11 protein-coding genes are annotated in these 12,891 nt (G+C 63.2%); 8 read left to right on the top strand and 3 right to left on the bottom strand.

The genetic code is table 11. The annotated features are described in order from the left end of the window. The first annotated feature begins 7 nt into the window (after positions 1-7). From dnaG to ribD, 7 genes are all read left to right on the top strand, one after another. Positions 8-1,954: a DNA primase gene (dnaG, locus tag HEP69_RS20630; RefSeq protein ID WP_290560399.1), complete on the top strand. Its 1,947-nt coding sequence runs from the start codon at positions 8-10 to the stop codon at positions 1,952-1,954. Positions 1,955-2,069: 115 nt separating this feature from the next. Next, complete coding sequence (gene rpoD / locus HEP69_RS20625; RefSeq protein WP_290560398.1) at positions 2,070-4,058, top strand: RNA polymerase sigma factor RpoD; 1,989 nt, start codon at positions 2,070-2,072, stop codon at positions 4,056-4,058. 441 nt (positions 4,059-4,499) lie between these two features. After that, positions 4,500-4,901 carry a hypothetical protein gene (locus HEP69_RS20620; RefSeq protein ID WP_290560397.1) on the top strand — a complete coding sequence of 134 codons (402 nt, stop codon included), beginning with the start codon at positions 4,500-4,502 and terminating at the stop codon, positions 4,899-4,901. 15 nt (positions 4,902-4,916) lie between these two features. After that, positions 4,917-5,345, top strand: a complete 429-nt coding sequence (locus tag HEP69_RS20615; protein ID WP_290560396.1) for a hypothetical protein — start codon at positions 4,917-4,919, stop codon at positions 5,343-5,345. 3 nt (positions 5,346-5,348) lie between these two features. Next, positions 5,349-5,768 carry a secondary thiamine-phosphate synthase enzyme YjbQ gene (locus HEP69_RS20610; protein WP_290560474.1) on the top strand — a complete coding sequence of 140 codons (420 nt, stop codon included), beginning with the start codon at positions 5,349-5,351 and terminating at the stop codon, positions 5,766-5,768. 123 nt (positions 5,769-5,891) lie between these two features. After that, the gene (nrdR, locus tag HEP69_RS20605) at positions 5,892-6,359 is read left to right on the top strand and encodes a transcriptional regulator NrdR (RefSeq protein WP_290560395.1); all 468 of its coding nucleotides are present in this window, start codon (positions 5,892-5,894) and stop codon (positions 6,357-6,359) included. A 6-nt stretch (positions 6,360-6,365) separates the two neighbouring features. Continuing rightward, the gene (ribD, locus tag HEP69_RS20600) at positions 6,366-7,469 is read left to right on the top strand and encodes a bifunctional diaminohydroxyphosphoribosylaminopyrimidine deaminase/5-amino-6-(5-phosphoribosylamino)uracil reductase RibD (RefSeq protein WP_290560394.1); all 1,104 of its coding nucleotides are present in this window, start codon (positions 6,366-6,368) and stop codon (positions 7,467-7,469) included. A gap of 9 nt (positions 7,470-7,478) precedes the next feature. Here the strand turns inward: ribD and HEP69_RS20595 are convergent, their stop codons facing one another. The 3 genes from HEP69_RS20595 to HEP69_RS20585 all read right to left on the bottom strand — a co-directional run bounded on the left by HEP69_RS20595 (position 7,479) and on the right by HEP69_RS20585 (position 12,082). Further along, positions 7,479-9,494, bottom strand: coding sequence for a capsular polysaccharide biosynthesis protein (locus HEP69_RS20595; protein ID WP_290560393.1), 2,016 nt, complete (start codon positions 9,492-9,494; stop codon positions 7,479-7,481). 1 nt (position 9,495) lies between these two features. Continuing rightward, on the bottom strand, positions 9,496-10,626 hold the full coding sequence (locus HEP69_RS20590) for a polysaccharide biosynthesis/export family protein (RefSeq protein ID WP_290560392.1): 1,131 nt from the start codon (positions 10,624-10,626) through the stop codon (positions 9,496-9,498). Positions 10,627-10,786: 160 nt separating this feature from the next. After that, positions 10,787-12,082, bottom strand: a complete 1,296-nt coding sequence (locus tag HEP69_RS20585) for a capsular biosynthesis protein (protein WP_290560391.1) — start codon at positions 12,080-12,082, stop codon at positions 10,787-10,789. A gap of 158 nt (positions 12,083-12,240) precedes the next feature. On the opposite strand from HEP69_RS20585, the gene HEP69_RS20580 reads away from it, so the two are divergent. Then, a complete protein-coding gene (locus HEP69_RS20580; RefSeq protein ID WP_290560390.1) occupies positions 12,241-12,834 on the top strand; it encodes a riboflavin synthase in 594 nt (197 codons plus the stop codon). Positions 12,835-12,891: the final 57 nt, after the last annotated feature.

The raw sequence follows: 12,891 nt of genomic DNA, 5'->3' as shown, positions 1-12,891 counted from the left end.
GGTGGGGATGAGCTTGCCACCCGGATTCTTGGACGAATTGCGCAGCCGCACCAGCCTGACCCAGGTGGTGGGGCGCAAGGTGATGTGGGATGCGCGCAAGTCCAATCAGGGCAAGGGCGACATGTGGGCGCCGTGCCCCTTTCACCAGGAAAAAACCGCGTCTTTTCATGTCGATGACCGCAAGGGGTTCTATTACTGCTTTGGCTGCCACGCGAAAGGCGATGCGATCGGCTTTGTCAAGGACACCGAAAACGTTAGCTTTATGGAGGCGGTCGAGATTCTGGCACGTGAGGCCGGGATGCCGATGCCCGCCCGCGACCCGCAAGCCCAGCAAAAGGCCGACCGGCGCACGCAATTGGCCGATGTGATGGAGCAGGCCGTGCAGTTTTTTCGCCTGCAACTGCGCACCGGGGCGGCGTCCGACGCACGCGATTATCTGACCCGCCGTGGCCTGAGCGACGCTGTGCTTGAGCGTTGGGAGATCGGCTTTGCTCCGGATGGCTGGCAGGCGCTCTGGGATCATCTGCGCGGCAAGGGCGTGGAGGAGGATCTGATCCTTGGCGCGGGGCTCGCCAAAGCCTCCACCAAGGGCAAGAAACCCTATGACACGTTTCGCAACCGGATCATGTTCCCGATCCGCGACGCGCGCGGGCGCGCCATCGCCTTTGGCGGGCGCGCGATGGACCCCAGCGACAATGCCAAATACCTGAATTCCCCTGAGACAGAGCTTTTCGACAAGGGCCGCAGCCTTTACAACCACGGGCCCGCGCGCACGGCTGCGGGCAAGGGCCAGCCCTTGATCGTGGCCGAAGGGTATATGGATGTCATCGCGCTGGCGGAGGCGGGCTTTGGCGCCTCGGTGGCGCCGCTGGGTACTGCGGTGACGGAACCGCAGCTGCAATTGCTATGGCGCATCGCGCCCGAGCCGATCATCGCGCTGGATGGCGATACGGCGGGCCTGCGCGCGGCGATGCGGCTGATCGATCTGGCGCTGCCGCTCTTGGAGGCGGGCCAATCCCTGCGCTTTGCCATCATGCCCGAAGGGCAGGACCCTGACGATCTGCTCCGCGCCAAAGGACCGCAGGCCGTGCAGGCGGTACTGGATCAGGCGATGCCTATGGTGCGGCTGCTGTGGCAGCGCGAGACCGAGGGCAAGAGCTTTGACAGCCCCGAGCGCAAGGCGGCGCTGGACAAGGCGCTGCGCGACAAGATCAAGCTGATCCGCGATCCGTCGATCCGCCAGCATTACGGCGCCGAGATCAAGGATCTGCGCTGGCAGCTGTTCCGACCCGCGCGCGGCGGCGGCGCCCGCAAGCCCTGGCAACCTGGACGCCAGGCACTGGCCACCCCTCGGGCCGACACCAAATCCTCTATGCTGGTGGCGGCGGGCGAGGGTGCCGAGGAGCGCCTGCGCGAGGCCGTGATCCTGGCCGCCATCATCGCCACGCCCCAGGTCGCTGCCGAGTTCGAGAGCGGGATCGAGGGGCTGCGCTGCGCCGATCCCGACCATGCGATCCTGCGCGATCTGATTTTGCGTGTCGCGATTGACACACCTGACGTGCTTGGGGACCAAATCGAAGCGCAATTGGGCGCGCAGGCCCTTGAAAATCTGCACGCCCTTCGCCATGTCGCGATAACGCCCTGCGTGCGTCAGCCCGGCAACGTGGACCTCGCCCAGATGACGGTCGCCGAGGAGCTTGCCAAACTGGACGCCTATCGCGGGGTGATGGCCGAGGTTGCCGAGGCGACCGAAGATCTTGACGGCGCCGCCGATGAGGCGGTGACCTGGCGGCTGGGTCAGGCGGCCGAAGCGCGAAATCGCGCGATGCGCAGTCAGCAGGAAGACAAGGCCGCGTATGACACGGGACAGAACGGCGCGCGAATCAACCGGGATGAACGCCAGGCGTTCGACGCGCTTTTGGACAAGATCAGGTTTTCCAAACCGGAGCGCTGAGTCGATTTGGTAAAGGAAAGCTAAAGAAAAACAGGGTAAACGGGGTGACGAATCACAGAAACGCGCTATTGATTCGGTTCATGTCGAATCACTCCGTAGCCTTCGGGAGCATTTAATGGCCGCCAAAGACACGAATGAAGACCGCAAATCCGATGATCAGGATGCGGAACACTCCTTTGACATGAGCCAAGCCGCCGTCAAGAAGATGATCGGCGAGGCGCGCGAAAAGGGGTATATCACCTATGATCAACTCAATCAGGTGCTGCCGCCCGATCAGGTGAATTCCGAACAGATCGAAGATGTCATGTCGATGCTCAGCGAAATGGGCATCAACATCATCGAGGATGAAGAGGCCGAGGAGGAAGAGCAAAGAGGCTCGACCGAGGTGGCCACGACCGAGACCGCGCGCGATCTGACGCTGGGCTCCACGGGTCAGGAGAAACTGGACCGCACCGACGATCCGGTGCGCATGTATCTGCGCGAAATGGGGTCGGTCGAGCTGTTGAGCCGCGAGGGCGAGATTGCCATCGCCAAGCGGATCGAGGCCGGGCGCAACACGATGATCGCGGGCTTGTGTGAAAGCCCGCTGACCTTTCAGGCGATCACCATCTGGCGCGAAGAACTTCTGAGCGAAGAGATCCTTCTGCGCGATGTGATTGATCTGGAAACCACGTTCTCGGGCCAGTTGGGCGAGGATGGCGAGGTCGAAGAGCCGCTTGTCGATGCCACCCAGGTGGCACCCAAGAAGGAAGAGACCGAAAGCACGCCCGAGCTTGATGCCGATGGCAACCCGATTGCCACGGATGATGACGAGGACGAGGACGATCAGGCCAACATGTCGCTGGCCGCGATGGAAGCCGTGCTCAAGGATCAGGTGCTGGTCACGCTGGAGCAGATCGCAGGCGATTACGCGCAGTTGAGCGAGATGCAGGACAGCCGGATCTCCGCCACGCTGAACGAAGATGACACCTTCTCGGTCAAGGATGAGGCGACCTATCAGAAATTGCGCTCCGAGATCGTGGAACTGGTCAACGGACTGCACCTGCACAACAACCGGATCGAGGCGCTGATCGACCAGCTTTACGGTATCAACCGTCGGGTGATGTCAATTGACAGCGCGATGGTCAAACTGGCCGATCAGGCGCGGATCAACCGCAAGGAATTCATCGACGCCTATCGCGGTCGCGAGCTTGATCCAAACTGGCTGGCCGAAATGGGTGACAAGTCGGGGCGCGGCTGGCAGATGTTCATCGAACGCTCCACCGAAAAGGTCGAAGAACTGCGCGCCGATATGGCCCAGGTGGGCCAGTATGTCGGCCTGGATATCTCTGAATTCCGCCGCATCGTGAACCAGGTCCAGAAGGGCGAGAAAGAAGCGCGCCAGGCCAAAAAGGAAATGGTGGAAGCCAACCTGCGCCTGGTGATCTCGATCGCCAAGAAATACACCAACCGCGGCTTGCAATTCCTTGATCTTATTCAGGAAGGCAATATCGGCCTGATGAAGGCGGTGGACAAGTTCGAGTATCGCCGCGGCTACAAATTCTCCACCTATGCGACGTGGTGGATTCGGCAGGCGATCACCCGGTCCATCGCCGATCAGGCCCGCACCATCCGTATCCCGGTGCATATGATCGAGACGATCAACAAGCTGGTGCGCACCGGCCGCCAGATGCTGCACGAGATCGGTCGCGAACCCACGCCCGAGGAACTTGCCGAGAAGCTCCAGATGCCTTTGGAAAAGGTGCGCAAGGTGATGAAGATCGCCAAGGAGCCGATTTCGCTGGAAACGCCCATTGGCGACGAGGAAGACAGCCAGCTTGGCGACTTCATCGAAGACAAGAACGCCGTCCTGCCGCTCGACAGTGCCATTCAGGAAAACCTCAAGGAAACCACGACGCGGGTTCTGGCCTCTCTCACCCCGCGCGAGGAACGGGTATTGCGCATGCGGTTCGGCATCGGGATGAACACCGATCACACGCTCGAAGAGGTGGGCCAGCAATTCAGCGTGACGCGCGAACGGATCCGTCAGATCGAGGCCAAGGCGCTGAGAAAGCTCAAGCATCCCTCGCGGTCGCGCAAGCTGCGGTCATTCCTGGACCAGTAAGGCTGGTTTGGCCGGTTCCGGTCGTTGACGGATGACACTATCGAAACGTTCCCTTTCAGCCAATTGCGGGCAGAAAGGGGCTGTTTGCCAACAGGCTGTTCTCTCTCTCCAGTCGGATGATCGCCGCAACCCGAGATGGGTCTGGGCCGGGAGGCGGATGCCGCAGGTCAAAAATCACGTTGTTGGTGGTGAGTTTGCCCAGGCGGTCTTGCTGGTGGAAACCTTTAGGCGCGCTTGAAAACACAGGGCGCATCCCCGCTGTGATGCCATGGCCCGGAAGGCTGATCGGCTGGGCCGAGCCCATGCGGGGTCCCCTCCTGTCAACCACTGTGCCGCGACCACAAAACTCCTTTTCGGTAAAACCCGCGTGAGCGATACTGGCCCCCAGCCTGCCACGCGTCACATAGTCAAAAAAATCCAACTCAAAAAGGAGCTATTCCCATGCGCCGCGCCTTCGCCATTGCTGCCCTGATTGCCACCCTTCCGTTCAGCGCGCAGGCGTTCACTGCCGAAAACCGGCTGAACGTGGCCGATATCGGCGGCGGCGTTTACGAGGTTGTCGGGCGGCCCGGTATTTCGGGGGCACGCCAGTTCTGGTGTGCGGCCGGCGATTATGCGTTTTCCTTGGGTGTGCCGACCAACACCCGGGTCTACCTGGTCAGCGGGCGCCAGCCGAGCGTGACCGAGCCGGGGCGCACCGCAGTGCGCTTCACCTTGGACCCCCGGGCCGCAGGCATCACACCGCTCACGCCGCAATTGGTGCTGACGGTGAAGGTGCCGGGCGATAACCTGAGCGTGGCCGTGGCCCGCGAGTTCTGCGGCGTCGTGGTCAGCCGACCGTGATGAAAGGATAACGCAATGAGTTTTTATGCGATGAGCGCCGCACTCGGCCTTGCGATTGTGATTGCGTTGCCGTCGAGCGCCTGGGCGTTTCGCGCCAAAAACCACCTTGAGGTCAACCCGATCACGCAGACCCGCTTTGAGGTGATCCAGCGCGCCGGGGCGGGCGCGTCGGATTTCTGGTGTGCTGCGGGTGATTATGCCCGCCGCGTCCTTGGCGTGGCCGCCAATCAGCCGGTCTATCTGGTGGCTGGACGCGACACGGCCCAAACGCGCACCAACCGCATCGCTGTCACGTTCTCGCTCGACGCGCCGCCAGAGGCTGCGAATTTCGCGACCAAACCCCTGACATTGAACCTCGATGCGATTGGCGACAGCCTGCGTGCCGCATTCGCTGAACAGTATTGCTATGGCGGGCTGGGCGACCAGCGGAAACTCTTTCCCTGAGTGGTGCAGACCTCCTTTGACATCCATACCGCCGGACCCGGCCTGTACGAGTTCACCGATCCGGTCCGGCGCTGGGTGTCCGAGACGCAGAGCGGTCCCGGGCTCCTGACACTCTTTGTGCGCCACACCAGCGCGTCGCTGCTGATCCAAGAAAATGCCGATCCAGAGGTGCAGACGGATCTGACCGCGTTCTTCGACCGGTTGGTGCCGCCTTCCGATCACCCAACAATGGGTTATCTGCGCCACACCTATGAGGGCCCCGATGATATGCCTGCCCATATCAAGGCCGCAATGATGCCGGTCAGTCTGTCCATCCCGGTCGCAGATGGAGCACCTCTGCTGGGCACCTGGCAAGGCATCTTTGTTTTCGAGCACCGCCGCGCACCGCACACACGTCAGGTTGTCGCCCATCTGACACGATAGTGGCCCACCATGTCTGGGGGCCGCATTTCCCCCCTACCCAAATCCTAGCGTTGTCCCTATAGTTGTGGATAAGTGGGCTCCACGTCCCACAACAGAGGCGGAAAACTGGAGAGGGGGAGGCCGATGCGCTGCCCGTTTTGCGGAAATATCGACACTCAGGTGAAAGATTCCCGGCCCGCCGAGGATCACGTCTCCATTCGCAGGCGGCGGTTCTGTCCGGCCTGCGGCGGGCGCTTCACCACTTATGAGCGGGTGCAGTTGCGCGATCTTGTGGTGATCAAAAGCAGCGGCAAGCGCGAGGATTTCGACCGGGACAAGCTTGAACGCTCCATCCGGATTTCGATGCAGAAACGACCCATCGAGCCCGAACGCATCGACCAAATGATCTCGGGCATCGTGCGGCGGCTTGAAAGCATGGGTGAGACGGACATCCCGTCCAAAAAAATCGGTGAGATCGTGATGGAGGCTCTGGCCCGGATCGACACCGTCGCTTACGTGCGATTTGCCAGCGTTTACAAGAATTTCCAGGCGGCGGATGATTTCGAGGATTTCGTCCAGGAGCTGCGCCCACCGGTTCCACCGGAAAGCTGATCCGGCATGGACCGCGCCACCGATATCAGGTGGATGCGTCTGGCCTTGTCGCTGGGGCGGCGGGGGCAGGGGCGTGTCTGGCCGAACCCGGCTGTCGGCTGCGTGATCGTGCGCGAGGGCCGCGTGCTGGGGCGCGGCTGGACCCAGCCCGGAGGCCGCCCCCATGCCGAGACCGAGGCGCTGGCGCAAGCAGGTGCGGCCGCGCGTGGCGCCACCGTCTATGTCAGTCTGGAGCCTTGCGCCCATCACGGTGCCACCCCGCCTTGTGCCGAGGCGCTGATCGCGGCGGGCATCGCGCGTGTCGTCGCCCCGATCGAGGACAGCGATGCGCGCGTGGCGGGGCAGGGCTTTGCGATGCTGCGTGCCGCCGGGATCGCCGTCACCACCGGCATCTGTGTGGACGAGGCCGCTGCCGATCACGCGGGGTTTTTCCTCAAGACCGATCTGGGGCGCCCGCGCGTGACCCTGAAACTCGCCGCCAGTTTCGATGGCCGGATCGCCACCGCGACTGGGCAAAGCCAGTGGATCACGGGTGCGCCCGCGCGGCGTCTGGTGCATGCGATGCGCGCGCGCCATGACGCGGTGATGGTTGGCGCGGGGACGGCGCGCGCCGATGATCCATCTCTGACCGTGCGCGATCTGGGTATCGCCCATCAGCCGGTCCGCGTCGTCGTGTCCCGCAGGCTGGATCTGCCGCTGCTCGGGCAATTGGCGCGCAGCGCGCGCGCTGTCCCAGTGTGGTTGATGCATGGCGGCGATGCGGATGCCGAGAGGCGCACCGCCTGGGATTGGCTGGGCGCACGGCTGTTCCCATGTGCCGTGGCTGGTGCGCAGCTCGATCCCGGCGATGTCGTGCAGCAACTGGGCAGTGCCGGTCTGACTTCGGTATTTTGCGAGGGAGGCAGCGCGCTGGCGGCCTCGCTATTGGCCGCCGATCTGGTGGATGAACTGATCGGATTCTCGGCCGGGTTGGCGATCGGGGCCGAAGGTCTGCCCGCGATCGGCGCCATGGGGCTTGATCGGCTTGAGTCCGCGCCGCGTTTCGATCTGGTGGACGTAAAGCCCGTGGGGGATGACATCCTGCACCGCTGGAAGCGGAAGGAAAGCTGAGCGCACCGCTTATCGCCAAAGATGGGCGTAGGTGGCAAAGATCCCTTGCAGCTTCGCAAGCGCTCGATTGACGGCTCCGGGATGTGGAACGGTGCCCGAGGCCAGCCGATCCACCACCACCTCAACCGGACAGGCCCGCCCGGTCACCGGGTCGAAGTAGCGCGGATAATCGATCAGCACAGCATGCGCCAACCCGTTTAGATCGGGCCGCGCCTCGCGCCGGGCGGGCATCTCTGCCAGATCCCGGGTCAGGCCCCACCCGGCATAGAAGGGCGCGCCCAGAGTGGTCACCGAAAGCCCCCTCAAAAGCGCCTCGAACCCGGTGCCGGAGGTGATGGTCCAGACCTCTTGCACGGCACCCAAGAGCGCCGCCATATCCGCGTGTTCGGCAGTGAAATCGGCCAGATCCTGCGCGTCGATGGCGCCCTTGCGCAGACCCGCCTCCACATCCGGGTGCGGCTTGTAGATCAGCACCGCCTCGGGGTTGGCGGCGCGCGCGGCCTTGAGCAGTGCGCGGTTGGTGCGCACCGCGCCCGCACCGGTCAGGATCGAGGCGTCGTCCTCCACCTGGCCCGGCACCAGGATGCGATGCCCCCGGGGCAGGTCGGGGAGTGCGCCGCCGAGGTTGTATTTGCTGAGCCCCTTGACGGTCAGCGCCTCGATCAACCGCTCGGCCCTCAGGGCCTGATCGGGGCGCAGGGTCTCGCGCCGGGCGATCCAGTGCTCCAAACGGCTGGGCCGGGTCGGATCGTAGTAGATGCCCAGATCATCGGTGACCAGGGACAGCGGCGGGACCAGTTCGGCGCCCAGCCCGCGTGAGCGTAACAGCCCATCCTCGATCCGCACCGCACCTGCGTGTTCGGCTCCGGCCTTGCCCGCCCAGATCATCCAGGCACGGCCCATAGAGCGGGCCCGGTCGGCATCATCGGTGAAGATCATACGTTTTTCCTGACCGAAGACCCGCTGGAACGGTTTGCGCTTCCACAGCCGTATTCCGCTGGCAACCCAGCCGTCGCGGTCGGCGCGAAAGGCGCTCACCTGCGCCTCCATCATGTCCAGAACCCGCTCTAGCGTGCAGAGCCGGTCGCGAAAGGGATCGTACCACACCGGATAGAGGATCATCGCGGCGGCAAATAGCTGCGCTCGGGTCAGACTGCGCGTGCGGTGGGGCAGGTCGGCGTGATCGACCGTCAGTCCCCATCCCGCATAGAACGGCGTGCCGAAGACGCGGGGCTTGTGACCGGCCAGGATCGCCTCGAAACCCATTTGCGAGGACATGGTGTAAACACCCACCGCCCCTTCGAACAGCGACCACGGGCTTGCGGGATCGGTGTAAAGCGCAATGCGGTCGTTCTCATCCTCGGGCCCGAAATATCCTGCGCGATAGCCGCTGGTTGTTTCGGGATGCGCTTTGATCAGGACGCGCGCGCCGGGGTTTTCCTCCTGCGCGAAGGCGAGCATTTCCAGGAACGCCGCGCGATCTGCGCCGCTGGCGGTGACCGAAGCATCGCCGCGGGTCTGATCGATGACCAGCACATAGCCGGGATCGGGCGGCGGCAGGCGCGGATCATGGGCATTGTATTTCGACAGATGCGCTTCTTTCAGCCGGACGATCGCATGGCGTGCGCGGTTCAAGAGGGCGGTGTCGTCCAGGGGGGCCGTGGCGAGCATCTGTTCCAGATCCGAGCGCTGGCTGGCGTCGAAATGCACGCCGTTTCGATCCAGATGCAGACCGATGGGCGGCGCGCCCGCGCGTCCGGGATGGATGGAGCGTAAGAACGCATCCTCGACCCGCAGAACTGGCACCTTGCGCCGCGCGGCCACGCCAAGACCGCGATGGGCGGTCGGGCTGTTGCCCCAGACACCGACCATATCGTTCGCGCCAGGCAAGCCCAAACCGATCCGGTAGCCCGCCAGCGTCAGGATACGGCGGAGCCGCCATTGGGTGAGAAACCCGCCATTATAGACGAAAAGCCGCCGGGGAGAGGTCTCACCGGCGGCAGGCATACCCGACATGCGGGCCATGTTACTCGGACAGGGTTGTCAGCGAGCTGACGGTGGTCAGACCCCCCGTGAGCGACGAGATTGTCTTGTTCCACTGGGTAAACGGGGCTTCGGTCACATAAAGGGTGTCACCGTCGCGGATCACGAAGTCGCGTGCCATGAAAAGACCGTTAGGCTCGGTCAGATCCAGCACATAGACCATTCGCTGCGGCCCGATCAGATCGTCCCGGCCCAACACCTGGGCGGCGATCTCGGGCGCTTCGTTCCGCAGGACAAAGACACCGGTTGGATCGGCGGCAAAGGTCAACAGACCGCCAACCTGGGCGATCCCTTCCAGGGCGGAAAGGTTCTGGCTGACAAACGGTACGCGCGCCTGCGATGCGGTGGCCCCCAGCGCGGTGAAAGAGCGGGTGTCCTCTTCGACAAAGATACGGTCGCCGCCGCGTAGCGCGATGTCGAGTTCCGGATGCTCGACCAGATCGTTGAACCAGATCGTGCCCTGCTGACCGCCCCGCGTCACAGTGAGGCGGGTGATTTCAGGCTCGGTTACGATGCCGCCAGCACTGGCCAGCATCGACGACAGGGTCCGGGTCGGCCGTTCGATCGCAAAGACGCCCTGACCGCCCGCGCCGATGATGGTCACGGTGGAGCCGTCCCCGGCGAGGCGGCGCACCTGTACCTGAGGATCTGGGGTTTGTTCTTCGAGCTGACGGGTGATGATGCCGCGCAGTGCCTCGGGCGTGTTACCAGCCGCGCGCAGACGTCCAGCGTAGGGCACAAAGATGAAGCCCGCGCTGTCGACCTGCACCTCTTCCAACGCTGTGGCGTTGGCGCCTTCACTGGCCAGCAGGCCGTCATCGACGTTTTCCCAGATCGTCAGGCCCAGCGTGTCGCCTGGCCGGATCGTGTCGGAGGTGAGCGGCGAGGCGTTCTTGAACCCTTCCGAAAAGCCCAGTGCGGGGATCACGGCGGTGGCGCGTGTGACCCGGTCGTTGACCGAGACGATAAAGGCATCGCCTTCGCGTTGGACCGATCCGGAAAAGATCTGGCGTTTATTGGGGCCGGCATTGGGCAACAGCGAACATGCCGACAGGGCCAGTACAGCGGCGGTCAGCACGACGGTTTTCACCCATCGTTTTTGTTTGGGATACACTGCTCGGTCTCCTCGACCTATGTTTCTGCCTCAAGTTTTTTTTTGTAACGTATCGGAATCCCGCACAAAAATCCAGTCCCCGTATGTGAAGGGATTTGGCCTGCGCCCCGAACTGTTGCCTGTGCGCCGCGCTGGCGCGGTCTGGCCCTAGACCTTGTGGTTACTGGGTCACCAGACGCAACTGTTGCCGTGGCGCAGCGGTGCCGGACTTGAAGGCGTCATAGGGATCTTCGGGCGAGAGCATCATATCGACCACCTGACGCAGGAGCTGTCTGCGTGCGCTGGCAGAGTAATACCCGCCCGGAACCTGGCTGGTTTCGAGCAGAAACCGGCGATAGTCCTTATAGGCCCGGCCATCTGGGCGCGCGGCCCCGGCAAAGAATTCGCGCAGCGGCTGCTTTGAGACAAATTCGGGCTTGTCATAGACCGCACGGCCAAAGACCTTGAGCGGGATGCCCCGCCACAGCACCTGCTGCGCGGCCGTGGAGTTCACGGTGACCGCGCTGCGCGCATCGGTCAGAAGCTGTGCCAGCTTGCCGCCGCGCACATAATGCACCCGTTTCGAGATCCCGTGGTCGCGCGCCAGTTTGCGCAGCGCCCGCCGCACGTTGACGCGGCCATCCTCCAGCGGATGCGCCTTGATCACCAGATGGTGATGGCGCGGGGCGCCTGCCGCGAACCCCTCCACGATCTCGGCCAGGAACTCTGTCATCGTCGAGAAGGGCGAATGCATCTGGAACGAGCTGTCATGTTCCAACTGCAAGAGCGCCAGATGGTAGGGAAACCCGCCCAGTACAATCCGTGCGGTGGCAAGTCGCCTGTCGATGGCCTGAAACGGCATCAGCAGCAGACGTTTGAGATAGAGTTGGAATTCCTTGGTCACGGTCAAGGATCGGTGAGGCCGGAAATTGCGATACTGGCCGTTCCGGAACATTACGAACCAATGATAAAGCGCGCCATAGAATATGTGCTGGCGCATGTCGCCCCAATGGGCAGGGGGCAGCGGCGCCTCCATATCCGACAGGGCCAGCGCCTTTTGCATATCCTCGATCGACAGATCCATCAGGCGTGAATTGCCATTCGTTCCGCCACGCTCATAGGTGACCCAATAGGGCCGCATGTACCCTTCTTCGAAGACATGGATCATCAGCCCGCGCGCCCGCGCGGCCTTGACCGCTTCGGCGTGGATGGGTCGGGTGTCGCCATAAAGCACGATATCGGTGACGCCCTTGGCCTCGATCAGACCGGCAAAGGTCTTTGGCCAGTCCTCGACCGTGCCGCGAAACGGGATATAGGTCGACGGATGAAACCAGAAGGCCCGGTCGCCCGCGTTAAAGCCGACGCGCCAGACATCCGCACCCGCAGCGCGCAGCATGCGCCCTAGCTTGTTGAAAAACGGGCCATGCGGTCCTTGCAGAAACAGAAATACACGGGTGCCTTGCGATGCTTGGGTCATGGTCCTGGTAACGTGCCGGAATGGCATGGGTGACCTCTTAAGCCGCAAGTTCGGCTAAACTATGGCAATCGCGTGACCGTTGCGCAAGATGTTGGGCCTTGCCGTAGGCGAGGTGTGCCTCTAGGTGAAAGGGCGCAAAAACCCCGGGGAGGCCGCACATGTTTACAGGGATCATCACCGATATCGGCACCATCGCGGAGCTGGAGCAGGCGGGCGATCTGCGCGCACGGATCACCACCGGGTATGACACCGATGGGATTGATATCGGGGCCTCCATCGCGTCTGACGGGGTCTGTCTGACCGTGATCGCGCTGGGCCCGGACTGGTATGACGTGCAGATCAGCGCCGAGACGGTGTCCAAGACCAATCTCGATCGCTGGACGGTGGGCCACCGTGTGAACCTGGAGCGGGCATTGCGCGTGGGCGATGAGCTGGGCGGGCACATTGTGTCGGGCCATATCGACGGAGTGGCCGAGGTACTGTCGGTTGTCGATGAGGGCGACAGCACCCGGGTGCAGCTGCGCGCGCCCGAGGATCTGGCCAAGTTCATCGCGCCCAAGGGATCGGTTGCGTTGAACGGGACGTCTCTGACGGTGAATGAAGTGCAGGGCGCGATCTTTGGCATCAACTTCATTCCGCACACCAAAGAGGTGACGACCTGGGGCGATGCGGCCGTTGGCGACCGGGTCAATCTGGAGATCGATACGCTGGCGCGCTATGTGGCACGGCTGGGCGAAGTGATGCGGGGGTAGGCCGGTCCGGCATTGGTTCGGGTCGGCACGCCATTTGCGTTGGGGGGCCAGCCCCCC

Source organism: Aestuariivita sp. (genome assembly GCF_021404545.1).
Lineage (GTDB): Bacteria > Pseudomonadota > Alphaproteobacteria > Rhodobacterales > Rhodobacteraceae > Aestuariivita.
Note: the sequence above shows the minus strand (reverse complement) of the source record. Positions and strands in the feature narration are given on the sequence as shown.

What these genes read in the sequence shown, in the direction of transcription:
- dnaG (WP_290560399.1), top strand. Translation starts at nt 8, where the DNA reads ATGAGCTTGCCACCCGGATTCTTGGACGAATTGCGCAGCCGCACCAGC.
- rpoD (WP_290560398.1), top strand. Translation starts at nt 2,070, where the DNA reads ATGGCCGCCAAAGACACGAATGAAGACCGCAAATCCGATGATCAGGAT.
- HEP69_RS20620 (WP_290560397.1), top strand. Translation starts at nt 4,500, where the DNA reads ATGCGCCGCGCCTTCGCCATTGCTGCCCTGATTGCCACCCTTCCGTTC.
- HEP69_RS20615 (WP_290560396.1), top strand. Translation starts at nt 4,917, where the DNA reads ATGAGTTTTTATGCGATGAGCGCCGCACTCGGCCTTGCGATTGTGATT.
- nrdR (WP_290560395.1), top strand. Translation starts at nt 5,892, where the DNA reads ATGCGCTGCCCGTTTTGCGGAAATATCGACACTCAGGTGAAAGATTCC.
- ribD (WP_290560394.1), top strand. Translation starts at nt 6,366, where the DNA reads ATGGACCGCGCCACCGATATCAGGTGGATGCGTCTGGCCTTGTCGCTG.
- HEP69_RS20595 (WP_290560393.1), bottom strand. Translation starts at nt 9,494, where the DNA reads ATGGCCCGCATGTCGGGTATGCCTGCCGCCGGTGAGACCTCTCCCCGG.
- HEP69_RS20585 (WP_290560391.1), bottom strand. Translation starts at nt 12,082, where the DNA reads ATGACCCAAGCATCGCAAGGCACCCGTGTATTTCTGTTTCTGCAAGGA.
- HEP69_RS20580 (WP_290560390.1), top strand. Translation starts at nt 12,241, where the DNA reads ATGTTTACAGGGATCATCACCGATATCGGCACCATCGCGGAGCTGGAG.